This is a genomic window from Verrucomicrobiales bacterium (assembly GCA_016793885.1).
Classification (GTDB): domain Bacteria; phylum Verrucomicrobiota; class Verrucomicrobiia; order Limisphaerales; family UBA11320; genus UBA11320.
In genome coordinates, this window is the sequence record JAEUHE010000061.1 from 40,209 (window position 1) to 66,788 (window position 26,580).

The 26,580-nt window shown below is 60.0% G+C and carries 7 protein-coding genes; all 7 read right to left on the minus strand.

The features are described 5' to 3' along the window. Nucleotides 1-424: 424 nt before the first annotated feature. Nucleotides 425-1,936 (minus strand): cytochrome c oxidase accessory protein CcoG, encoded by a 1,512-nt coding sequence (gene ccoG, locus JNN07_07930; GenBank protein MBL9167655.1) that lies wholly within the window; start codon nucleotides 1,934-1,936, stop codon nucleotides 425-427. Nucleotides 1,937-2,055: 119 nt separating this feature from the next. Continuing rightward, nucleotides 2,056-3,720 carry a PAS domain S-box protein gene (locus JNN07_07935; GenBank protein MBL9167656.1) on the minus strand — a complete coding sequence of 555 codons (1,665 nt, stop codon included), beginning with the start codon at nucleotides 3,718-3,720 and terminating at the stop codon, nucleotides 2,056-2,058. 224 nt (nucleotides 3,721-3,944) lie between these two features. Next, a complete protein-coding gene (locus JNN07_07940) occupies nucleotides 3,945-5,666 on the minus strand; it encodes a response regulator (protein ID MBL9167657.1) in 1,722 nt (573 codons plus the stop codon). Beyond that, nucleotides 5,663-8,416: a PAS domain-containing protein gene (locus JNN07_07945; GenBank protein ID MBL9167658.1), complete on the minus strand. Its 2,754-nt coding sequence runs from the start codon at nucleotides 8,414-8,416 to the stop codon at nucleotides 5,663-5,665. The genes JNN07_07940 and JNN07_07945 overlap by 4 nt, the downstream gene beginning before the upstream one ends. 319 nt (nucleotides 8,417-8,735) lie before the next feature. Next, nucleotides 8,736-14,810, minus strand: a complete 6,075-nt coding sequence (locus JNN07_07950) for a VCBS repeat-containing protein (protein ID MBL9167659.1) — start codon at nucleotides 14,808-14,810, stop codon at nucleotides 8,736-8,738. A gap of 261 nt (nucleotides 14,811-15,071) precedes the next feature. Continuing rightward, complete coding sequence (locus JNN07_07955) at nucleotides 15,072-23,672, minus strand: DUF4082 domain-containing protein (GenBank protein ID MBL9167660.1); 8,601 nt, start codon at nucleotides 23,670-23,672, stop codon at nucleotides 15,072-15,074. Nucleotides 23,673-23,996: 324 nt separating this feature from the next. After that, nucleotides 23,997-26,087 (minus strand): hypothetical protein, encoded by a 2,091-nt coding sequence (locus JNN07_07960; GenBank protein MBL9167661.1) that lies wholly within the window; start codon nucleotides 26,085-26,087, stop codon nucleotides 23,997-23,999. Between the last annotated feature and the right edge of the window lie 493 nt (nucleotides 26,088-26,580).

Consider the following 26,580-nt stretch of genomic DNA (forward strand, 5'->3'; position numbering starts at 1 on the left):
CCGGGTGGAAACTGGGAACTCCCGGTATGAGTTATCCTGTTGAAAATGCGTGAAGCGCGCAAGCCTATTCTAGGAGTTGGGCTTCAATTGTTTTCCCATTGAAACTGAATAATTCCCAACATCATGCCGTCCGCGACACCCGGATTCGACATCGGCCGCTCCGAGGTGTAGGGATTCCTCCCGCGAGACGGGATGCCAAGATCACCGCCGACCAGGACGGTTTCTACAGTCTCTAAAGCCGGGGCAGCCACTGAAGGTTTCGGGAACGCAGCACTAGGGTCAAGGGGGCAGGGGCGGCGGTCCGAAAGGCGCGCTGGGCGCGGGCTTTAACCTCAACGTCCTTTAGGACGGGGCTACCAAGGACCAGGAAAGGCAAGCGGCTGATACCTGCGAGACGTCCTTCGGAGATTTCGTCGGACTTGTCTCAACGCGGTCCCACGAAGATGGTCTTGACCGTTTCCAGCAGCTTGTCCCCCGAATAAACACCTACTTGGATCGGAGTGTTCACGCCGGTCAGAACGTTCGGTGGCAACTCAATCAGCACGGAGCTCTGCAATAGGTTTTCCTTGGGTAGCAGGAGTTTGCTGCCACTCATCACGTTCAGTTTCCCATCGAGGTGGTGGAGCCGCAGTTCGATGGGGATATCATGGCTGGTTTTGTTGACGATCTTGAGAGTGTAGAGGTTGCTCAGCTTCCCATCGGCAGTTTGCTGGAACATGGCTCCCGGAGCCCGGAAGAGTGTTGTTTTGACATCGGCGCGCGTGAAGAGCAGGACGAGGAAGAGGGTGATGAGTCCGCTCAGGACCACGGAGTAGATCTTCATCCGCGGGGTGAAACGCTGAGGCTCGCCTCGTTCGATGTTGTTCGAGGAGGCAAATCGGATCAAGCCCCGGGGTCGATGGATCTTCTCCATCACGGAGTCGCAGGCGTCGATGCAGGCCGTGCAATTGACGCACTCCATCTGCGTGCCATTTCGGATGTCGATGCCGGTCGGACAGACCGACACACACTGGTGGCAGTCAATGCAGTCGCCGGCACCCAACTCGGACCGCTTTTGAATCGGTTGATCCCGGTGCAATGGGGCCCTTTTCTCGCCGCGCTTGTGATCGTAGTTCACGACCAGGGTGTTTTCGTCGAGCAGAGCCGATTGAAACCTTCCGTAGGGGCAGATAAAGGTGCAAGCCTGCTCGCGGAACCGGGCGAAGATCGCGTAGAAGATCAAAGTGAAGGCGATCATCATGGTCAGCCCGGAGAGATGCCGTCGTGGGTCGTCCGTCACGATCGCGATCAGCCGGTCGCTCCCGATGATGTAGCTGAGCAGGGTGTTTCCGATCAGAAAGGAGAGGGCGAAGAACACTACTTGTTTTGCTCCTTTCACCAGGAGCTTTCGCACGGTCCAGGGAGCTTGGTCCAGCGCGCGTTGTTGGTGGGCGTCTCCTTCGATCAGGTATTCAATCTTCCGGAACACCATCTCCATGAGCAGAGTCTGCGGGCAGGTCCAACCGCACCAGAGGCGGCCGAACGCGGTTGTAAAAACCATGATGCTCATGAAAAAGATGAGCATGGCGACCGCGAAGATGAAGGTGTCCTGGGGCCAGAAAATCTGACCCAGGATAGAAAATCGCCGATCGATGATGTTGACCATGAGCAGGGGGTTGCCGTTGATCCGGATAAAGGGACCAGCGAACATGATCGTGAGGAGCGCCCAGCTCAAGTACGTGCGCCCGCGATAGAATCTTCCGCTGGGTTTCTTGGGATAGATCCAGCGACGGCTGCCGTCCTTGTCCGCGGTGGCCAGATGGTCGCGAAAGTCCTGCCAATCAATGTTCTGGGTGAAGTCGGCGGAGCCTGGGCACGCGGGTGTCGCGGAATGGGGGGGGACATTCGGCCTGGGGGAAGGCTCTGAACCGGATCGCTGCGGATTCTTAATGCTCATACTGTCAGTTCGGTCAACCGACCGTGTTGACAGTGGGTAGTGAGCCGCCGCCTGCCCAAAAGTTACACTGGATTTGATGGCCTAAATGCGTCGGACGTACGTCCGGCCACCGCCATAGGTCACCGTGATGGTGTCCGAGTCCCTGATACCCGCTTCTTCGCGGCAAGCTTGGAAGGGGAACGATGTGGCTTGCGTTGGCAGACGGTCGCTTCGATCACTGTTCCCTTTCCAGGTGTAGCCTTGATGCTTAACCGTCCGCCGACCATTTCGATGCGCTCCCTCATGCCTAGCAAGCCTAGGTGCTTTCCGCGAGTGGCAAGCACCCATCCATCCGCTTTGAACGCCTGGCCATCGTCAGCGATTCGCATTCGGATTCGAGAGCCCACCCGCTCGAGCGTGACCGTCACCTGGGTGGCTTGCGCATGGCGGGCGACGTTGGTAAGGGATTCTTGAGCCACTCGAAAGAGGGCGGTGCGGGTGGCGGCGTCCAGCTTCTCCACGCCCGGGAAGGTTTTGAGTCGCGTGACGAGTTTGGTTCGCTCCGCGAAGCTTTGCAGGAAGGACTGCAGGGCGGGGATCAAGCCCAGGTCATCGAGCACCGCTGGTCGCAACTCGCGGGCGAACTGATGGATCACATCGACCGATTGTTCCACCAAGTGCTGGGTATCGGTTATGGACTTGCGCAGCTTTCCATCGCTCAGGCTTGAAGCCTTGAGGGTGGCGAGCCGGATGTTGATGCCAGTCAGCGCTTGGGCGATGATGTCGTGGAGTTCGCGGCTGATGCTCCGTCGCTCCTCCTCCTGCACGCGAATGACTTTGCGCGCGAGGTACCTCAGTTGTTCCTGAAGCTCCTGCGATTGCTCGAGCATCTCGCGCTGCTGCTTCTCGCTGGATTGGAGAGCCTTCTCGCTTTGCTTGCGTCGTCGGACCTCGGCCCTCAATCCCTCATTCGAAGCAGCCAACACGGCCAAGCGCTGCTGAGCGGCTTCGCCGCGCTTTCGCTCGGTGATATTGTTGAAGAAGCAAACCACCGCAAAATGTCCCGCGGGGAGCCTGATGCGTTGCAGCTGCCACTCATAGGACTCTACCATCCCGGTGTCGCGACGGACTTCAGTGAACGCGGTCGAGAGGTAAGACTCCCCTGTTTTGAGAGTCAGCTGAAAACGGTTGACGATTTCCTCGGCGACATGCTTCGGCCAGAGGGAGCGAACGACCGTCAAAAAGCTCCGATCGGTCTGCTGGGAAGTGCTCTTGAAGATCTCGGTCGCCAGGGGATTCATCTCCTGGAGGCGGAATCGATCGTCCACGATGTAGACCCCCACAGGTGCCAATCGGATGATGGCCGACAGCATCGCCTGGTTCTGGCGAAGAGCCGATTCGGCGAGCTTCACCGAGGTGACATCCGAGGCGGAGACGCGGCACCACGGCTTGGTGCGGCTCGGGCCGTGGCCGCGTGTCCCTCGGAGCAAAGCCCAGAGTGGAGTGGCGTCCTTCCTGAGAAACAGGACTTCGCAAGACGGGTTGTCCGCGCCGGCGCAGGCAGATTTGAGAAATGAGAGAAAGCCCGGGCGACCTTCGGGAGCCAGATAGGAGAGTAGTCGACGCCTCGTCAGCCCAGAGCGTTCCAGCCCCAGCATGGCGGCCCCCGTGAGATTGACCTCCAGAATCGTCGCTTTCTCGTCGAGTGAAAAGTAGCCGACGGGCGCGAAGTCATAGAGATCGGTGTACTTATCCACCTGCAACTCCGTCCGGGTTCGCGATTCCTGCAGCTCGGCGTTTTGCATTTCGAGCTCGATCTGGTGAACCTGCAGTTCGTGGAGCGCTCCCTCAGCGTCGGTACCTTGTTGGTACGCTGTTGCTGTGCTCGCCCGCTTGGTCCGTTGAGCCCTGTGCTTGGGACGGGGGGGCCAGCGAGAGGGGGTCCGCCCCTGGGCTTCGGCTTGCTTCAATCTCGCTTCCGCTTGTCGACGGAGCGCTGAATGCTTTCCGGGAGTGTGCGACGATGCCTTCATGATCGGTGCTGACGCGCCGGGCGACTGGTGAGGATTTGGTCGATGAGGGCGCGGAGCTGGGTAGCCTCAAATGGTTTGGCCAGGGCGGCCTGAAAGCCGTAGGCCGCATAGCTCTGGACCATCGGGTCTTCCCAGTAGCCGCTCATGACGATGGCTTTCACCCCCGGATCGATGCGTTGGAGAGCGAGGATGGTCTCCCTGCCGCCCATTCCACCCCGGACGGTGAGGTCCAGCAGTACCACTGCGAAAGGATTTCCTGAGGAACGAGCGAGTTCATAGGCGCTGAGCGCACCCAACCCGTCCTCCACCAGTTGAACGGTGTAACCCATTCGCTGGAGAGTGGTCCCCAGGATTTTTCGGATTTCGGCCTCATCCTCCATGACCAGGATTCGGCCACCGGTCCCGGCGGGTGAGGTGGGCGACAACGACGATGTCAGCATCCGTCGATCGCAAGCGGGGAGATAGATGTGGAACGTGGTCCCGACGCCGGGTTTGGATTCAACCCGGATGGTGCCTTCGTGCATCCGGACTACGGAATGGCAGATCGTCAATCCCAGGCCCATGCCTTTCTGGGCCCCGCGTTCCTTGGTGGAAAAATAGGGATCGAAAATCCGCCCGAGGACCTCTGGGGGGATGCCCGTACCCTGGTCAGCAATGGTCACCTGAATGTAGCATCCGGCGGTAAGCCCCGCCCCATTGTCCGGCGTGAGACTCCGGTTCACGGCGCGGATCTCCACCAGGCCGTCACCGGTCGTGGCTTCGGCCGCGTTCTGGACGATATTGCGGACGACCTGGCCCAATTGAGCCGGATCCACCTCAACCGGCCACAGGTCGTCCTCCACCTGGATATGGTAACGGAGCGGACGTCCTCCGAGGGCCAGTCGACTCGATTCTTCGATGACTTTCCCCACCTCGGTCGGAGTGCGGATTGGTGCGCCGCCTTTGGCAAAGGTGAGGAGCTGCTGCGTGAGTCCGCGAGCCAGGAGCAGCGCCTTCATCGCAGCGTCCAGATGGCTGGCGGCCTCAGGCTCGCAGCTGGGCGTGCAGCGAGCCACTTCCGTGTTCATCAAGATCACCGAGAGCAAGTTGTTGAAATCATGCGCGATTCCTCCCGCGAGGATGCCGGTTGATTCCAGCTTTCCGAGCACCAGTTGCTGCGCCTCTGTCCGTTTCCGTTCGGTGATGTCCGTGAGCACAAGTCGGCACTCCCGACCGGAGGCGGTGGCCAGACCCTCGATCCGAACCTCCACCGCCGCCCGACCCGCGCGGCAAAGCGCCAGCTCGCAACTGGCCCGCGACTTTAGTTCAAACAGTGTTCTGAGGAGCGCTCCGAAAACCTGCTGGTCCTTGCTTTCTACATAGCGGCTAAATGGACGGTGGAGCAGCTTGGATCGCTCTGTTTCGAGCAGCCGCGTGCAGGTGAGATTGACCTCTGCGATTCCCCCTTCGCGGTCGAGGGAGAGATAACTCACCGGTGCGAAATCGTAGAGGTCACTATATTTTTCGCGTTCCAGTTCCAGCCGGTCGCACGTGTGGGTCAGTTCTTCCTGTTGCATCTCCAACTCAATTTGATGCACTTGAAGCTCGTGGATGAGTTTCGCGCGGTCGGCATCGGACGAGGAGGAGGAGGAGCGATTGAGATGCTGGTCGCGCAATGCTGCCTCCGCACGTGCTCGCAAGTTGGTTTCGGCGGAGCTGATGGGAGGCTTTGGTTTCATGACCTGGACCTTTTGCGAGGAGGGCCGGACGGGATGATGGTCTCAGCGTTGGGAGACGACTTGGGGGGGGCTCCACTCGCCCGGCGACTGCGCGCTTTTTCTGCCAGCTTGCCCACGTGTTTCGCATAGCGCTTGGCCAGAATCGCGTGATCCGCTTTCTGCTTTCTGGCCGTCGCACGCGACGCGCTGATGTCTGCAAAGGTGATCACCACGCCGTCGATCCGGTCATCCAGTGTTCGATAAGGCATGATGCGCACCGTAAACCATCGGCCGTCCTTGCAACTGATGGGTTTCTCCTGCGCCACCAGGCTGTCGATCACGGAATGTCCGTCGGCGGCGAGCTGCGGATACTCCAGCTCGGAGGCTAGATCAGTGATGGGACGCCCGATGTCGCTGGGGATGAGCTTGATAATCTTGGCGGTCTGAGGAGTGAAGCGTCGGATGTGGAGGTCGCGGTCGAGAAACAACGTGGCGATATCGGTGCTGTTCAACAGGTTTTTCATGTCGTCGCTCGCCCGGGAAAGATCATCGACTTTGGACTGGAGCTCGGCATTCACGGACTGCAGCTCCTCGTTGAGTGATTGCATCTCCTCCTTGGAGGTCGTGAGCTCCTCATTGGTGGACTGCAGCTCCTCATTGGTGGACTGGAGTTCCTCGTTGGCAGAGGTGAGCTCCTCCTGCGAGGACTGGCGGTCATCGCGCAGGATCCGTAGATTTTCCCGCGCCTCGTGCAACTCCCGCTCCAGTTCCGCCACCTTCGCCTGGTGGCGGATGGATTTCGAAGGATGTGATGGGCGAACGGTGAGTGCCGTTGTCGGGAGGTCCCGAAAGATAATCATCAGGGCCCCCTGGAGGGGACCGGGGTCCTCCATTCGCTCCACAGTGCCCTCGATGGAGCGGTGATCCTCTTTCTCACCGGCGAGAGAACCGCGAAAGGGGACGGGGCCAGGTTCTCGAAGCGCTCTCTGAAAGGCGCTGGCGAGTTCGTAGCGCAGGCCTTCGCGAGCCATCGCGAAGATGTTCCAGTTGGCCTTGCCGGCGGCTGGCTCGAGGTAGCTTCCCGTGCGCCCGCTCACGTACAGGATGTCGCCTTTGGTGTTCACCAGGGTGGCTGGCGGAGCGTAGCGCTGCAGAATCAGCTGATCGGCCAGGCTTTGTAGGTTGGGAGGCGATAAGGGCGACTGCACAGCCGAGGCGCTTGGTATCGAGGCAGTGCTGAGTGGAGAAGGAAAGGAGAGGGGTTCAGGACGAATGACTGACGCATTTCTGCGGTAAATCCTCACCTTGGTGCTCACGGGCGCGAAAAGCTCGCTGGAGCTGCCAACTGTTTCTGAACTGCCTAGGAATAGCAGTCCGCCGGGATTCAGGTTGTAGTGGAACAGGGGTATCAGCCTCTTTTGCAGCTCAGGGCTCAGATAGATCAGCAGATTTCGGCAGATCAGGATGTCCAGCTTGGTGAAGGGCGGATCCATGATCAGGTTCTGCGGCGCGTAGATGACCATTTCTCGGATTTCTTTGCGCACTCGATACGATTGTTCCTCCTTGCTGAAGAACCGGGTCAAGCGCGCTGCGGAGACTTGCGATGCGATGGTGGCTGGAAAAGTGCCGCGTCGTGCTTTGTCGATGGCATCGCGATCCAAATCGGTGGCGAAAATCTGAAGGGTGAGGTTTCCCTTGGGTTTGATGTCGTCAAGCGCCTCGCGGAAGATCATGGCAAGAGAGTAAGCTTCTTCTCCGGTCGAACAGCCTGCCACCCACGCCCTCAGGGGATGGCTGGAGGATCGGCCTGCTAGAAGCTCCGGAAGCGCCTGCTGCGCCAAGATTCGCCAGGCTTCCGGGTCGCGAAAGAATTGCGTCACGCCGATCAAAAGCTCTTTGAAAAGGAGGTCCAGCTCCTGCGAGTTTTCCTGCAGGTAGCGGATGTAGACAGAAATCTTGTCGATCTGATGGATACCCATTCGACGCTCGATCCGACGGTAGAGCGTGTTTCTTTTGTAGAGGGAGAAATCGTGGCCTGAACGTGCGCGCAGCAGCGTCACCACCTTTTGCAAACTGCCGTGAAGAGGCTCCGATTCAGGCGAATCCAAACCTGGCGAACTGAGACCCTGGTTCACGGCGGTCAGGATCTTGCCTGCCAGTTCCTCGGCGGGTGCCACGATATCGGCGAGACCGGTATCGACAGCGCTGCGGGGCATGCCGTCAAACTTCGCGTTTGCTGGCGTCTGGACCACGACCAGCCCCCGTCTTTCCTTGATTGCGCGCAGGCCGAGTGTTCCATCGGAACCCATTCCTGAGAGGATGACGCCCACGCTCCGATCCTGCTGATCCTGAGCCAGCGACCGGAAAAAGAAATCGATAGGCAGGCGTAGTCCTCGGGCGCCCGTGGGTGGCAACAGGTGCAGGACGTTGTGCAGCAACGAAAGGTCCTTGTTGGGTGGGATGATGTATACGCAATCGGAATGGACGCGGGTGTGGTCTTTGACCTGCACCACGGGCATGGAAGTCCCACGCTGTAACAGTTCGGCCATGATCCCCTTCCGCGTGGGGTCCAGGTGCTGAACGACGACAAAGGCGAGACCGCTCTCAGGCGGCACGCCCTTGAAGAACTGCTCCAAGGCTTCCAGGCCACCCGCCGAGGCACCGATTCCGACGACGACCAAGGGCGCGTCCTTCGCGGAGGGTGGTTGGGTCGGGAGGATCTCTGGCAGCGATGCCGCAGATTGGGATTTTTTTGTGCGTCTGAGTTTCATGTCTCGCCGAGCCGTTTGGACGGGTGACAATCCGCTCAGGGCTGATTGTAGCCCCCAAACCAGGCGCGATTGTGATCCTTAAGGGCAATCTGCTCCAAAGCCTCGGAGCCCTGCAACTTGAATCGTCGATGCGAAAGTATCGGGATCCCGGAGCTTCTCGTCTATGGGGTGCATACCGGAGGAAAATTCCGCAGCCCCCTTGGTAAACAGGTGGCTGCGGTGGGGAGAAAGGGCCGCCCGTCGCTCCGCCTTCAGTCCTTATCCTGGTATGATGAGCATTTCCTTCAGGGAGTTATTCGCCTACAAGTCCGACAGGCTGCTACTGATGGGGGAGCACATGTATCTCTCCCCCTCCAATGGTCAGGACGTCCGTCCGACTGTCTCCTGTCAGATCCAGAGCGAAGATGCGTTTGGACTCCGCTTGGTTGCTCGCGGAGGTGTTCATGAAGTGGAATCCAGCTTCGTCAAACCCACCGGATTGCTGAGCCAAGTAGACTTGGAGGGTCATCGACCCATCCTCCAGGAGCAGATCAAGTAAGCCGTCTTGGTTGATGTCTGCCCATTGCATGTCGACCACGGTGGTGCGTGAGGGATCAGTGATCTGAAGCAGCGTTGTGCCGGCCCCGAGTAAGCCGTTGGCCGTGGGGTATACCTTGACCTTCGATTCCGTTTCACTGTATTCGACGGTCAGGAGGTCGAGATCCCCGTCGTGATCATAATCGGCGAGCAACGTTTTCATCGTCGATGAGCTGTTCGGCAGTGTCTGCGCTGCGACGATGCTCGTCCCATTCCAACTTAGAATGTTGATCTCTTCGGCGTAGCCTTGGGCGACGATCTCCTCCTTGCCGTCACCATTGAGGTCGGTGGCGAGCATCGTTGAAGGGAACCCGATGAGTGCTGAGGCGGTCTGAGGCTGCCAGGTGCCCCCCACCCCTTGGAGGAAAGGCAGAAATCGGAAGTTGTCGCCTCCGATGAACAACAGATCCTTGCGTCCATCCCCATTGAGATCCGCCACCACCAGAGACCGTGGAGCTTCTGGAAGCGCGAGAAAGGTGGGTGCAGCGAAAGTGCCATCGCTCTGTCCCATCATGAAGTGAACCCGATTCGTCCCGCTGACCCTCGTGCCGAATGCGAACGAGGAGGTGTAGGCGATGGCATCGGCGATGCCGTCGCCGTTGATGTCCTTGAGTTCCAGCCCAGCCAGATTGTTCGTGAGCGTGATGGTCTGGACAATCCGGAGGCTGGCCAGACCGTTGAGTTCCACCACTTCCACCGAGTTGCTCACGTGATTCAGGGCGGCCCATCGGGGTGGGTGGCCTGCGGTGGTGAGCAGGCCGGGGTGGGACCAATCTTTACCCGCCTGGAACAGCACGACTCCGGCTTTGAACGACCCGTCGCCGTTCCCCTTGAGAAAGCTGTAGCGACCGCTGATCCCAGTGAGGAGATCCAGCTTCTGATCCTCGTCAATGTCCACCACGATCGGAGCTCCTCCGGTGATCGCCGAGATGAGCGATGGACTGGTCAACGTCTGGCCGGATGTTCCCAGGATGCGCGTCACGACCGACATGAGGTGTCCGATCACCAAATCGCCCTTCCCATCGTTGTTGAGATCTCGAATGATGGGCTTGAGCGGGTTATCGGCGAGTGCGAGTCGGACTTGTCCGGAGAAGTTGCCTTGACCCAGGCCGAAGAGCACCGACACCGAATCCACGGTGCTGCTGGTGGTCGCGATGTCCGGAAGCCCGTCACCATTCAGATCGCCGACGGCGACATGATTAGGGAACAGGTCGACTTCGAAGAATTTCGCAGCCTCGAAATCGCCATTGGCTTTACCCAAGAGCACCACCGCCAGGTTGGCGTTCGCGCTAATGGCGAGATCGGCTTTGCCGTCCTGATTCAGGTCCCCGGACGCCAGGTCGTTGAGGAATCCCGTTCCGGGCACGGCCAGTTCACCGAGCGAGGAAAAGGATCCGTTAGGATTGCCGAGGTATCGGCTGACGGACTTCGACCGTTCGTTGAGTACCACGAGATCCAGGCTTGCGTCCCCGTTGAGGTTCATTGGCAACACCCGTCGGGGGTTCGATCCGGTGACCAGTTCCAACCGGAACTGGAATCGGCCGTCTCCCAAGCCCTGATAGACGTAGGCCCGCTGCTCCACCAGCGAGGTGATGACCAGGTCCGGAAGCGCATCCGCATCGAGTTGACCGATCTGCATGTCGGTTATCGAGCTGAACTCCGCGATTCTGGCGCTTTCCAGGCCCGCTTGGAAGCTTTCGTCGGGGTTGCCCAGCTGGACCAGGATGTTGCCGGTTTGCGGGTGGATCGAGACCATATCTCGTCTTCCGTCCTGGTTCACGTCTTCCAAGAGCAGTGAGCTGCCGAAGTCCAGCGCCTGGATCTGAGCGGGGTAGAAGCCCGGGTCCGACTCGGGAGGCGCATCGGGCACCTCCGGATTCGTGCCGTTCTCATACTCGGCCTTGTTCGTGTAGCCGTCGTGGTCGGCGTCCTCACTAGCATCGGTCGGATCCAGTGGATTGAGGATCTGGGGACGGTCCAACTCGTAGAGGTCGTCCAGACCATCGCCATCCGCATCGACCGGACGCTCCAGAGGAACAGCCAGCAGGCGGTAGTTTTCGAGCGTGGCTCCAGCCGGGGCGGTGGAGTCGATGAAGGTTCCGGTTCCGTCGACCCCACGCTGGAGGGCGATCGGAGTCTCGGTATGGGTGATGAGATTGGTTCGGTAGAGCGTGAAATAGAACTCCCGCGAGGAGGAGTAGGGGATTACGAGCGAGCCATTCGGCTGGAACGATGGGCCGTGGAGTTCGAAGAATCCCCCGAAGTCGCCGTAGCGCATCGATAGACCGCTTCCGTAGCTGAGAGGATCGCCCACATAGGCCTCCGCAACGCAGTCGCCGTCGCAGGGGTTGTTGATGTTGAGCGGTCCCTTGGCGGTTGCTTGGAGAATGTAGCGAAGCTCGAATGACGCACCGTCGGCGATGTCGCTGAGGTCGATCTGCCGGGTAACGTCCGGGAACTCGACCGTCATCGAGTAAATGCGCCCTTGGGAATCGCTTTCAAAAGTGGGAGTTGGAGGGCCAAAGTAGCCTTCATGCGTTTCGATGCGGAAGGTGTGCGCCGTCGTGTCGTCCTGGCCATGACCCACGATGTGTGTGCGCGCGTAGAAGATGTTCCGCCACTCTGCATTCGTGGCCGCTCCGACTCGGCGCTGCAACAGGATCATGGTCTCGGCGCTCAGTTCATTGGTGTCGGGATGCAGATCCTGGTCCGCCAGACGCAGATGGATTGGCTTGATGTGGTATTTGGGAAACGCAACCCCTGGCAGCTTGGTGAAGGAACGCTTCCAGCTCACATCGGCTCGGTAGTCGGCTTGCTTGTCCGGGGGGGCGGTCTGGAAGGGGGCGCTCTTGGCCCAGGCGTAGAGAGTGGCCTGATCATTGGCATAGGCCTGCGGTGGGTTGCCGGTGGGGTCGGAAGTGGCCAGCTCGGTGATAAGTGCGGCCACGGCCTTGGCCTTCGGGTCGGAGACCAGCTCGGCGTGCTGAGGGTTTTCGGTGGCGAACTTCACCGTCATCTCGACGATGGTGAGGTCTACGGCAAAGTCGCCGCCCCGGTGCACCGCAGTGGGTTTCATGGTTCCGATGGAGCGGGCTAGCACCACGCGTCCATCGGCCAGTTGAATAGGATCTGTCGCCACGTAGTATTCTTGGCCCACCGGAACCGTATAGATTTGGGTGTCGTTAGTGCGGCTAAGTCGGAAGGGCTGGTAGAGCTTCGCCCCCGTGGTTGCATTTCTGACCCAGACCAAGGCTTCAGGGAAGGTCGGCTCTTTGATCAGGAGGGACTTCCCGGAAACCACCAGGTCCAGGGAATCGATCAGGGTATCGAGATCGGTAACCTGATAGATCGGGTCTTCCCAGAGGCCGGATGCCTGCAACACTTCCAAGTCAGTGTATTCGATGGTGCCAAGCGAACCGGCCATCTCGAGCGTGTCGCTCCGATTCATAACCCCATCGCCATTGAAGTCCCCGCGGGGGTGAAACTTGATCTCTCGATCGGCCTGGTACTCGCCGTCCTGGTTGGCGTCGACTTTTGGGTTGGCGTCGGAGCCGTTGAGACTGTGGTTGAGAGTGAACGACTCTTCACCGTTCAACAGCCAGTCACGCCAGGTTCGGAAGTCGCCCATATCGATCTTGCCATTGCCGCGATGTCCCTGGCCAGGGGTTCCAAACTGAGTGTTGTCCACTGTGCCCGCGATGCGATGGAAGCTGCGATCGCCTAGATCCGAAATGGCCGGCACATCGATCCGCGTGACGCCATCAGGGGTACCGTCGTCCACATCGAGCAGGCCGCGTAGGATTTCGTTGTTCCGGCCAGGGAGGGAATCGATGGACAGAAGGCTGATGTAGGCGTCGACGGCGCCGGTTCCGGTAGTCAGGAGGAGGTTCCGAATCTCGGCAACCGTCAGATTGGGATCCGCGGCCCACAGGAATCCCGCGAGGCCGGTAACGAAGGGCGTGGCCATGGAAGTGCCGCTCTTCACCGCGTAGCCGCTGCTGGGGGCCAAGGACAAAATCGTTCCACCAGGGGCGAGCACATGCGGCCCGGGATTTGAGAAGTCCGACATCGTGCCGTCGGACTCAAAGGATCCGATCACCAGGACATTGGGTGCGTTGTAGATCAGTCCGGCCGCTCCCCAGGGGCTGTTGTTCGCCGCAGTGACGGCGCCGTAGTCGTTTCCAGCGCTGCAGACGAACAGGGTGTTGGGATTGGAGATCGCGACCACGTAGGACATCGCGCCGGATTGCAGCGCATACCTTGTCGCGTTGGCCTGCTCGGCTGGGGTCAGAGGAGTTCCGTGAGGCGACCAGGCGAAACCGATGCTGATGTTCACCAGCTTAGTATCGGGAGCCAGCGTAAGTCCGGTGATGATGTCCTGGTAGAACGAGGAGAGGGTTGGGAAGTCGAAGGAGTAGCCCCGAAGCACTCCAAACGGATTAACACCATCGATGCCCATTTGGTTTCCATACTTCGCTCCAATGATGCCAGCGACGTGAAGTCCATGGTCTTCATGTTGGCCTGGCATGGCGGGATTGAGGACGTCGATGTCCAAGTCGGTATGCGTCGGAAAACCGCCATCGACCACCAGAGTGGGTGTCTTGGGTCCTCCTGCTTTCTCGATGGCTTCGCCGAAGTTCCAAAGTTCCGGAACTCGGCACCATTCGAGTCCCCAGTTGCCGCCGTTGGGATTCCAGTAGGTATCCCAAAGCCAGGTAAGATAGTTGCCCGCTGAGTCGGATGCTCCCACGGGGGCGGTATCCAGGGTCATGTTGTCCGGGGACAGCTGGATATCGGGGATCGCCGCGGCAACTCCGGGCTCGGAGATCAAGGCATCGGCCAGTGACTGCAAGGCTGACGGACTTTCGGTCGGAAAGCGGATCAGGAGGAAGGACTGATTCGCCTTGGGACTTTGCGGACGACAGGACACGATCGAGCCCTGATATTTGGAAAGGAGGCTGTTGATCTGGGCGACTGTTGCCTCGGGTTTCAACGTGACCACTGCGAGTTGTTTCGCGACCCCTTTTCCTGCGAAATTGGGCACCGAGTGATCAAACTCAGAGGCAGCGGGGTAGCGGGGGAAATCCGGGAGGAGAAGGCCGGTGGGTGTGTTGGCGGCCCCTTTGACCTGGGTAAAGACAGGTGACCCGATCGTTCCGGACAGATCGGCTCCCTGGAGGCCGACGCTGTTGAGGTTGATCTTATCGATGTTGGCTCCGGATAGACTGGCCTGGGCTAATTGCGCATCCGTCAGTAGGGCACCGGAGAGGTCCGCGCCTGTGAGGTTGGCTCCGGTGAGATTCGCATTGGCCAAGTTGGCTCCCGCCAATTGCGCGCCGCTCAGGTCGGCTCCCCCGAGCTGAATGCCATTCAGGTTGGCACCGGGCTGCTGGAAAGTCCCGAGCACTCGGAAGAACTGCGCTTGGTCGGAGGTAGGGAACTGTCGTGCCCAGTGGACCGCCGGTTGGGTGGACGATCCGCCGAGGAAGGACGGTTCGGTATCGTGCCAAGTGACCAGGTCCGAACTGCGCTGAGGCTGGAAAGTGTTGTGATAGAAAGGAGCCAATGCGGTTAGCGAATGGGAGTCCCACTCGAGCTGGATCCCGGCGTCGACGATGGAAATGTTAACGGTCAGATCCGCAGCGTTCCCTGGGCAGGCTCCAGCTAGCATCGCGAGCAATGCCAGCCCCCTCGACCACCGGCACACGCTGGATGAGGCTACTGTGCGGTGCTGGTCCCTGGAGAAGAACGACTTCCGCTCTGGGTTGGCCTGCAATCGTGTGGGTCCCGCCGTCCGGTTCATAGATGTAAGCGTCATAAACACTTACTGATACCGACCCCAGGGCGGAATCTTTCAGAGAATTTTTTGGCGGCTATGGGATCGCCTTGCGATCGGCACCAAAACGGTTCGAGATCCAGGTGACGAATGTGAGGTGAGGTAGCGCTTTCTTTCTATTGCACACGAGTTGCTAGGCCAACCGCTGGAATCCCACCGGGATTCCGCCTCAGAGCCCTGGGTTGGCGCGACGCAGGAGCGCCTACCCGCTTATCGCAACCCCCTAAGCCAGCAATCAATGACTCACCTGCTTCGATAAGCTTCATTGGGAGGATGGCCGTGACTCAGATGATACTGGAACCGATACTGTGGGAAGCGAAAAAAGTGGTTCAAGACAGGATCGTCAGGCGGGATGACCCCATTCACGAAGAGCTTGGTGGCATCAACTCGACTGCGTCGGTTACGCGCAAGGGGCTCCACCACGCCGGTTAGAAACTGAAAATCGTTGCGGTTAGCGGTTTCACTTTCGTAATGGCCGGTCGCTGGGTTGGAGTCGAAATCCAAAACCGAAGTGCTGTAGAAGGCCACATCGTTCTCTATCAGCTCCAGGTGAAGCGGCTCGTCCGGGAGGAACGAAATGTTGGGAACCATCGCCTCCATGGATAGAGTCTGACCCTCATCCCACTCGTCCAGCAACGGACCGAGGCGAAGGATCCGCCGGAACAGTCCATCATCAGGCACGGAGATTCGGAACACCAGATCGTCATCATCACCCCCGAAGCTATCGCCATCCGTCTGAGTGGCGCAATGCATGGACATCACCTGAGCCGAGACGCTGCCGTTCGGGTTCGGACTCAAGGTCGTCAAGTCAGTGTCCCAACCGACGTACAGCTCCAGAGCCTCGAGATGCGGTGGAATCTCAACCCGCAGGTATCTGGGCTCGCCACCCAAGTCACGATGTTCAATGAAATACGGACGCCTCGGATCAGCAGGGGTTGCTTCCACCCCCAGGTCGGCACGGCGAAGCTCGACGCTCGGAAGGGTCGTCGTAAACCAATTCGACGCATACGCGTGCAGCAACTGAGGACGCCGGGTCACGGACCGTTCGGTGAAAAACTTAAACCACCGAACCTCCGAAGATGCGGGGTTAGCAGCCGCCGAAATCCGAGGTGGTGGAAACCGATTCGGATGGAGATGAACCACATCCCGCAGATCCTGGCCTTGGTGGTGGCGGAGTTTCAGGCGAAACGCGCCCGTTCGACGAGGATCCTCCGACCACACGCGAATGAAGCACCTGCCCTGGGTGAGCGAGAAAACCTGAGCCGGAAAGGTGCCTGACTCTCCCACGGCCCGCAACGCTCTGGACTCGCCGAGCAATGGCAACAAGGGACGCGACAGGTCCTCCTCTGTGTAAACATGGAACCGAAAATCGCCCCCAGAAGTTTCCGAGGAGGGCGAATCCACCTCGATGGCGAACGTCCCGTTGGTATCGAGCCTGAACCAGTGCATGCCGCCCGGCCACGCGATCCGTCCATTGAACACAACGGCTCCATCAAATGTCGGCCCCGACAAGGAGTGAACCGGGAGATTGCTGGCGGTCTGGGGACTGGAATGGGGTCCTTCCAGATTCAGATCCGCGATGATCCCCAAGTGGTCGCTCAGATCAGTGACTCCGGCCAGCCCGAAGGCTGCCTCCCGGTAGGGCTCCCCCCAACGCAAGCCATAAGCTACCGCGACGTGCTGCACCGTCATTCTGAAACCGGCATCGTCTGGAGGGTTGCTCAGGAGGACATAATCCAGTCGCTCACTCGGTCCCCCAGCACCATCCGTCCGTTGGGTAAGGCCCGGATCCCGATGCACCTGACTGGCGACCGGGAAGCCAGTATAGCGCTGATCCTGCCAGGTATCCCTCAGCACCCGGCGGAAGAACCCGCCCGCGGGACCAAACGTTTGTTGATACTCCGGTAAACCATCACTCCCAACCACGTTGAGATCCCCCATCATGATCACGGTCTCGGTGTTCAGCTTGTCCCCCAGAAACCGGCGCATGTGCCACTCGATCGTGTCCAACTGATGCTTCCTCGTCCACCGATCGGACACGCTATGGCCGGCATCCAGGTGGGTAAAAAGCACATTGTAAGGCCTTCCCGTTTCCCGATGCCGGATCCTGACATAGGCACATCCCTTGTTCGCCCAACAATCGTCATTCTCATTGTTCTCGCACTCCTCACCAAATGGCACGAAGGCCACATCCCTCCAGTCACCCACTGCCCCCGCGCGCGCCACCAGATTCCCTCCACCGGGACGGTAGTCGGACGCGTTCCCATCCAGTTCGGTGAAGGGAGCGAACGGATGTCGACTCAGCAACATCAATCCGCTGTCCTGATCGAAGTCCATCCCCGGCACCTCCTGATCGATATGTCGAATCTGATAGGGGTAATCCGCCAGCAGCAGATCCGGCAGGCGGGTCTGGATGTCGCTGATGAAGGCCTCGGAAAAGGCGATGATATCATAGCCCGTGGCTCGAATCCGCTCCGCGAGCTTCCCCACCCGGTCAGGGATATCCTCGCAGCAGCCGGAGGTGAGGGTGGGAACCACCAGCAAAGAGGCCATGCTCTGCACATTGTAGGCGCCGATCCGGAGCGATTCGCTGCGGAACGTGCGTGGCGCTGGCGGCGAGCAAACATCGGCCAATCGGCAGAGGTTTAGGCGCAAAAACAGATTCCGAGTCCGGAGCTCTTCCGGCATCCTCACCTCATAGTGAGAGAACGCCCCCGTGGACGGGTCATTGATCGCTCGAATCGGCCCCGGGAATCCTTGCCACCCACCCAGGGGGGACTGTCCATCGACCTCCTCGCGATACTCCAGATCAAATCGCAAATCGGTTGCCATCTCGACCGGCTTGAACCGCAGCACAGGAGTGGGACTCGCCCCCAAATGGGCATCCGGTTCCAGTCTGATGGAAAGGGGGTGGAGCTCGTCCTTGCGGAAGGGATCACCGCCGAACGCATACTCCATGAGATCCGGCTGACCATCGCCATCGGTATCCTGATCCGGCGCCCCGAGCACGTCCTGCTGGATTGCCGCGTTATTAAGTAGGACCCAATCCCTCCACGGGGTGACGGACCTGAACTCCGCCCGCTCATCGATGAAGACGGCCGACAACACCTGGTGATCAGGTTCAAAACGGTGGCCGAGTTTGGACGGAATCAGTTGGTAGGTGCCCCCGGCCGGCACCGGCCCTACCTCGTAGCTTCCGTCCGCACCGGTGAGCGCTTCGCCCACCGCATCGCCATCCAACTGAACACGAACCCCCGCGGTCGGTCGCCCCTCCGAATCCACCACCTTGCCACTCAGCAAGACCTTCGGTTCAAGCCGAGCCACCACCACGGAGAAGCTGCACTCCAAACTTTGCCCCGAGCCTTCCACCCGGCAGTGAACGAGAGTCGTCCCTACCGGAAAACGGGATCCCGGAGGCGGAGTGCAGGTGAGCTTGACGTCCGCCGGATCGAAAAGATTCCCGGCGCTCACCTCGTAATAGACCAATGCTCCCTGAGCCAGACTGGCCTTCACCAACCGATCCTCCGGACAATGGAGAAAGAGGCAATTACCGCGCAATCGAACATTGTCCAGGTGCACAAAATTGGCACTGTCCGCCTCCCGCGTCCGGAACTCGATCTGTGTTGTGCTGGAGGGGGCAGTGAAACTCAAGGAACGGGATGTCCAATCGATCGTGGAACCGGAGGTTGAGTGCTCGAACGGATACTCCTCACCATTGATCGAGACCGTTAATGTCGCACGTCCCCCGCGCCCTCGCTCGCGGGAAGTCCCCAGGGCGAACTCGAGCAGCAATCGTTGGCCGGGAGTGGTGGCCACGCTTTGGCGAATCCCCCCGCCGGCCGGGCTGGCAGCCAGATCCAGCAAGTAGTTCCCGGCCGCCGCCTGCCCCGAGCTAACCGCCGCGGGAGCCACACGTGGGTTGAACCACTCGACTCCCCCGGCGAGCACGGTCCAATGCGAGGGAAACGCCGCACCTTCCTCCAGCAGGACATAGCCGTCCGGGACACCCGGTTCTTCGAAGCTTCCGTTTTGAGCGATCTCCCCCAACGAGCAGGAGGGCAACGAACAGGATCCCACGACGGAAACGACGAAGTTGGTGCGAGACTCATTGCCGCAAGCATCCCGGGCGATACATACAACCTCGGTGTCGCCGGGAGGCAAGAGCGATCCCGAGGGCGGCTGTATCCGCAAGGTAACCTCTCCGCAGTCGTCCTCGGCAGAGACCGGGAAGTGTACCACGGCGCCCTGAGGTCCCTCGCATTGCACCACCAGGTTGGTGGGAGCCAGAATCCGCGGAGGAGTTGCGTCCGGTAACAATCGGCGGGTGATCTGGGCGGAATGTCCCTGTTGGTCTGTGGCCACGACCTCCAGCAAACGCTCACGACAGGTTCCCGTCCAGGGCACGATAAATTCGAAGGCACGGCTCGCAGCACAGTCTTCGCAAACGACATGCCGCGCCCCCCCATCCACCCTCCACTCAATTCTCCGGAGCGGGATGTTGCAACCGGAGCGTACCTGGCCGGAGACAACCACGCCATCCCGGTTCTGGCAGGTAGCGATTTCATTGATCTCCAGGGCCAAACAGGAGGAAAATCGCAGCCGTTGTCCACAGCCGACGGTGAGCGACACCGGAGCGAACTGAACCGTTTCTTGAGCACCATCGGGGAGCTGCGCCTGCGCGGTGGGTTGGAGAACATATTGGCCCTCCGGGAGGTACACCACCACTTGGGCTCGGGATCCGCCTGCGGCAACCGTGCCGCGAACACCCCGAAGCTCCGCCGTATACCATCTGATCTCGCCGGACGAATCGGGTCCAAAGCTGGGATGCAGTTGTCCGAGCGTCTGAACGGTGGGACGACTGAGTTGCCGGCCAGCGGCTTCCAACTCGAGCGTCACCTCACTCAGGCAGTAACGCAGGTGGTTGGTGAGGGTTTCCCCGGACGCGACAGTCAGCCGCCCCCCATAGCCGGAGTTTCGATACTCAGTCAGAACAAGCTCATGGTCAACGTATTCATCAGGCCGATCCGCGGAGCCGGCCCGCATCGTGAGCCACGCGCCAAATCGTTCCCAGGTCCCCGGCCTCCCCCCTAGTCCAGCGAGAGCCAACTGATAGGAGCCCCGGAAGGCATCACTCGCCGAATCGTATCTTCCTTCGAAGTTTGCTCGAGCTTCCGCGCCGCCCGTATCACTCCCTCCGAACGTGCGATAGTCGAGTCCATCGGCAAAGACCCGGTTCTGCATATCCCGCCCGGAAACCAGGGCGGAATTCTGCAGAGGCGAGGGGTATCCGAGAAGTCGGGGAGACGGGCCACGGAGGATAAGGGCTCCCACTACGAAACCGGGGTTGAACGCGAAGGTCTCTCCCAGGTCCACGGTCTCTCCCACTCCCACCTCCACAGCCGCATTCAGTCCCAGGCCAAGGGTGGGCGAGCGAAAGTACTGAAACCAGTCACCTCGCTGAACGTTGAGCGCCACCGAAACGTTGTAGCCGCGGGGCGGTTCCGTTCCCCGGCTGGGCAGAAGCGGGCGAATGTGGAATCTACCGGTCGGAGGACGCGTCAGAGGCTGCGAGACCACCTCGTTCCCTGGACCCCCAGAGACGGTTACAGTGGTGTTGGCGAGGAACCTTGTACCGGTCGAGATCACCTCATCCCCCACCCAGTCGACTGTCCCTGTGATCCCACTGGGGCAGGACTCAGCCAAGCCAGGCGCGTAAAGCACATCACAGAAATACAATGCGTTCAGAGTCTCCCCCTCGGAGAGGATACCCGGAGACGACGGAAAGGTGTCGATCGCCGAGAAATAGCCGTAGGTGGGTTCCTGCAGAATTCGCAGCCCACTCCGCTCGACAGCGGATGGCAAAGGAACCGACAGCGCTCCGTATCCAAGCTCCTCCTGGGCCTGAAGCGTGGCCACGAAGAACTGATTCACGTTTACACTCACCCGATAAGTCCGCCCCGCCTCGACCGAAAGCGGCGGCACGAGTTGAGCCGTTTGCCAACCACTCTCACTTTCCTGCTCGAAGTGGCCCATGGCTAACTGCACACCCGCATCATCCCATACCTTCCCGCGGTGATTCCCGATTTCCGCCGGCGCCTTCCAGAAGCGGAGACCGTGGAGCACCCCCGCTTCGGAGGCCTGGAAGCGGACACCGATCTCCCGCCCGCCGGGGCCGGCTGGGAGATCCGGCCACACGGGAAACTCTCCACGAAACACCCCGCGTGGCGCAGGGTTGCAGTCCACCTCCACCGTGCCCTCGCGCCGAACCCAGTCGTCCCATCCCTTGATGCGATAAACCCTCACCTCGTTGGCCCAACCACCCAGGTAGAGCACATCCCCGGTCGCGGGGTCCACGCGAACTTCCCCAGCCCCATTGTCGCCCGCTGTTTGGCAATACATGCCGGACAGCCCGGGAGTGAGGGCCGGGTGGTCGAACAATCTCCCCACCCACAGCCCGTCCCGGTCCCACACATAGGTTAACGCGGCGGGGTTGTCCGAGGCCAGACAGCCCTGGAAGTCAGCGACGACAACACAGTCCTTCACAACCCCCACGTTGTTACGCGGAGTGATCACGTAGCCGGGTGCCGGAGGATCAATCCGGGCATGAGAAAGCACCCGGATAAAGGGCGGCTGGTCCTGGTGCCGATTTGCACCGATCACCCACCTCAGTTTGCCCTCGGGATCCCAGCGAACCAACCGAACGGCCTCGACCGAATCGAAACCCCGCAGGCCCAACGGGAACGCCCCATACACAGACCCGTCGGACCCACCACTCAGCAAATGTGCCTGCCCGTAAATCGCGGGACTGCCTCCTCCTTCGGTCGCGAGTTCCGGAATCGCCGCAAAGCTGGCCGAATGGGCTTCTGGCCAATCCGGATATTCCGGAACGCCCGAGGTATTCCAAGCTCGCGGGAGCAACCGATGAACCCGGCGCGTGACCTGATCTCGATAGATAATGCCAAAGCCGGCATCGATTCGGGGATCACTCACCTCGTAGAACCACTTTCGAAAACCTGGAAAGCGACGAAATTCGCCCTCCTGCTGGATCCCATCATCATTTGCATCCGTCCAGATAAAGCCGTCGTGCGGAGACCGGAGGATCGAACCGGCCTCCGCGTGAGGGTCACCCGGCCACCCGGCGTTGGCAAGCACGCACGGCTTCAATTGCCAGCTGGTTTCATCAACCCGCAGAATTTCCAAACTCCCCCCGGCCATCGAGAGATTACGCTGATTGTCGCGAACCAGAAAAGTAACTCCCTCATGCTTCCGTACCTTCCAAACATTGATTCCCACTCCCGGCGAGTAAGCCATAGGAACTTGATACGTCGAGTGCACCCGCCAGGACCGCGTGGCATAGTCTACCTCCAGCCGCATGAGATGCTGACCTCGGGGTCGACGACTGGACTCCGCCCACACAACCGCGGGATTGTCGGGGTCCGCCGAGGCGAAAGGGTTCCAAGGTTGTCCTCCATACCACTCCCGGATCAAGCGTCCACCCGCGCTGAAGTGAGCCACCCGACGTGGTGCCGTGTTGCCTTCCACCACCCAAAAGCTTCCATCACTATCCGCGGCGATGTCGTCAAGATCCAGGAAACCAGCTTCGGGATCATACAACCCGTTCTCCAGCCGTCCCCCCAGTCTCCCGTAGGTAGCCAACAGGACGCCATCGGCCGAGAAGCGCTTGATCTGTTGGCTGCTGCCCCGTTCGGCGACGAGAATCTCGCGGCTGATCGGATCTACATCTAACCGATGAGGAGACTCCAGGTGATCGACCACGACCGCAATCGATCTCGTCGTCCGAGAAACCCGGAGCAACCGAGTTTCACTCAGCACCAAAACCGATCCATCCGAATCAATCGCCACACTTCGAGGTGAAGGCACCGACATGCGATCAAGGATGCGAACAGAGGGCTGTACTTCCAGGCAAGGCACCGAATAGTCGGCCACATCAAATTCCATGACAGGATCGATCCATTGGATCTCGTGGTGGTTCAGGTAGCTGAGCACGAGTTGACGTTCACCTGCCACCAGCCGGGCGGCCAGATCCATATCCGCCAGTTGAGTATCCCCTCCCGGGATCGGGTCCCCAGGCCAGGCGGCATCGCGGCGGAATCCAACAGGTATGGAAGGGGAACACGGAATTCGTCCCACGGGTCGGTCAGGCCCGTTGGGTTGGTCGATGGGGTGGCCACCCAGAATATAGTTCTGTTGGAGGTGAAAAACCCAGCCGTCCATGATGGCCAGTGCACAGCGGCCAAGAAAGCTCGCTGGCGCATCAGCACTCCAGATTCTGCGCGCTCCATCCTTCGTCATGCGAAGAGCCCCAGGAGCCCCCTCAGTCCCCATCGCTCCCACAATCACTGAGTCGTGATGCACCGCGATGGAACTGGGGCCCCAATGGTTGCCTACCCCGTGCTCCTGCATTCCTTCTCCGGCGGGAAATGAGCTTCCCAAGGAGAGTAGATACTCCGCCGTCAGAGGTTTCGGGCTGAGTAACTTCCATCGACACCTCTCCGGGTCTGTTACCGGAGCACCTGCCTCATCTTTGCCATCCCACAACTCCGTATGGGAGCCGGCTGTCCGAACATCGCCGGCGAGGACGGTGCGGACCATACTCCCGTTCTCAGCATAAACCGCCAGCGACACCGGCCCCGGTTCGGGTAAGGAGTAGCGGAGGGGATAACTGGCTGCCCCAGCAGAAACCCCGATCAGGCTTAAGGTCAAGATGCACCAAGGCAAGAAGGTCACGCGCGTCGCCACCCGCCGAAAACCATGCAACCATTGCGGGGAGCGGAAGTAGCAGATGTCTCGCGCTGAGGGTGGGACTAGTGGAAAAGCGTTCATAATTTCGCACGCGGTGTTCGAACCTCCACGGTTCGTTTTGAGGCCTTTGGACGTGCCCTGGCTCCGATCCATCTAACTGCAGTCGGATAAGAATGAGTGTAATCCAGCACGAAGGAAATCGTCAACAACCTAAGCCAGCCATTCAGGCAGGGCGGCAGGGCGGTAGGGCGGTAGGGCGGTAGGGCGGTAGGGCGGTAGGGCGGTAGGCAAACCGTCTCTTAGGCGGCTTGCCTACCGCCCTGCTGATTGGCTCGTCTCCTCGAAGGCCGCACAACCAGGTATGAGTTCGGCCTGCAGGCTCTCGGGCTTGGGCATTCTTGTTCATCACTGCCATCGAACGCGGAACCAGCGGGTGAAATCGCCTGCGTGGATGGGGACTCGCCAGCTGGAAACCAGATCTCGGCTGGCTGTCCCCGGCGGCTCGTTGTTCCAAGTCTGCTGGTCGCTGGAGAATTCCAGCACGCGGGGTTGCTTCGTCGGCGAGTAGTGGGAGATCTGGATCTCGCCAGAGCTGAGACGATCGACCCATAGCGTGTTGGGAGCAAACTCCCCATGGCTTTCGAAAGCACCTATGTCGGGTTTGGGGCCGAAAGGTCGGGAGGCTCCCCGTGCGTCTGAAGCGGGAGAGGATTCCGGCAGGGCTGCGTCAATGGCGGGGCTTCCTGACAGCAACACCAGCAGTGGAACCCCGTTCTCGTAGGTCTTGAGCGGCCCGAGCAGGGGATCAATGCTGTTCAAGCCATTGGCAAAGTGGCAGCTGGCGTCCGAACTCAGGTTGCCTCCTGCGTCCGTGAGGGCACCAAAGCAGTTGGATCCACTGGATCCATGCTTCAGCAGGGAGTTCAGCAGCGTTACGGTCCCGTTGGTGCTGAAGATGCCACCTCCGCGGCCGGTGTAGTTGCCTTTGGGAATCGCAGCCAGGACTCGGTTGGCTGCCAAGGTGGCATGTGCCAGGGTAGTCGTGCCTTGGTTGAAGATGGCTCCCCCAAACCCTCCGAGGGTTCCGGAGGGGTGAGTCGCGTTCTCGAAGAAAGTTGCATTGGTTCCCCTATACCACCCCGTGTTATAGACGGCGCCACCGAAGGCCTCACCAACAGAGGTGTTGACGTTCCCGATGCCGGACGTGTTCCGGACGAACGAGCTGCTGAGCAGGTCGAGCGATCCAGCATTGTATATCGCTCCTCCTTTGGCCTGCCCTGGAAAAGTCAAGCGGGCGCTGTAAAACCAGTATTCGCCTTGAGCCGCATTCTCATGGAAGGTTGAGGATTCGATCGTGCATTGCCCGGCATTGAAAAGGGCGCCTCCGCTCGAATCTGTCCCGGCTCCTCTCGTCAAGTTGGTCTGGAGCTGGCAGTGCCGTAGATCTAGACGGCCTCCATTGTAGATGGCACCTCCCATGCTCAAGTTGCCCAGCGAACCATAAACCTGATTCCCCGAAAGGGTCGTGTCATGAATAGTCATCCTGCCCTGGAGGTTATAAATGCCTCCCCCGGCATAAGGACCGCCATAGCGACTCCCCGGAATCAGCAGCCGATTGGACTGGAAGGTGCACCCTTCGATGTGGCTCACTCCGCTGGCGCTGTAGATTGCTCCCCCTGACCCGAGTCCCGTCGCGTTGCTGAATCGGTTTCCAATACTTGACAGTTGTCCGCCATAACCGGGCGAGGCTTGATTGGCGAGCAGCTGACAGTCACGAAGGGTCAGTTCTGTCGCCGTGCTGTGCAGGGCTCCTCCAGCGGCGTTGCCTCCAGGGCTGGTGGAGTCGTTGATCTGGTCCCCGTCCTGGTAGGTACCTCCTAGTCCGCCTTGAGTCTGGTTCCCTTGGAAGAGGCATCGTTCGAACCGAACGCTCCCGGCATACGCAGAAACCGCTCCTCCCACGGCGTGGCCCCCTCGTTCAGCCCTCGGGAAAGTTTCCGCGTTGGGTGCAATGAATCCTCGGGCTCCCACGACTCGATTGGAGGTGAAGGCGCAGTCCACGGCGACGAGGCTCCGGCCTAAGCTAAGGATTGCTCCCCCCGCCGCGTCGCCCACCTCCGGAACTTGGTTGTTGGTTCCCCCGATGGCATAGCCTTGGGTCAGGATCAGGTTGGTCAGGTTGAGACTCGTGCCGGCGGCCACTTCAAAGATTCTGACTTGGTCGTCGCCGCTTAAGACGACGCGATGGCCCGTCGCGTCCAGAATGGTGTCCTTGGTGATGGACAAGGGTTTGGAGAGGCGGATGGTCGCATCGCATCCGAACTGAATCAGTCCTCCTTGCTCGACCGCCGCTCGTAGCGATGGCTCATTACAGGCGACGCTTGTGCCGAAGCCGCTAAGTTGTGTTGAAAGCGAAATGAGGAGGACCGAAGCGATTCTTCCTGACATCGGGCGATCAGCGCGAGTGAGAGGCATCTGTGACTTTGGGTGAGTCATGGCGATAGGTTCCTTGTGACAACATCATTAACCTGCCCCTGACCGGCGTGGGCTCGAGCGAAGCAGGACACAGGCGCGCGGCGCTGGGTGATGTTTCAGACGCTAACACGGGATGATTTGATGTCAAGGGACGGGGGGGAGGACCTCCAGCACGTCCCGGGTAAGCTCCTATACCTATAGCATGAGGCGCGCGTCCCCCACTAAAGTGGGAACTCCATGCGCCGAAGGGGCTGGTCCCTGTACGGAGTTCCGCCTTCAGGCGGAGGCGGCGAAGAATGGGTAGGGGTGCCGAAGGTTTCTAGCACGTCACGGGTAAGCTTCTATACCGGTGGCATCAGGCGCGCGTCCCCCACTAAAGTGGGAACTCCATGCGCCGAAGGGGCTGGTCCCCGTACGGAGTTCCGCCTTCAGGCGGAGGCGGCGACGGATCGGTAGGGGGTCGGTTGGTTACTAGCTGGACGGGTAAGAGGATATCACGCTTGGAGGAGGCGCG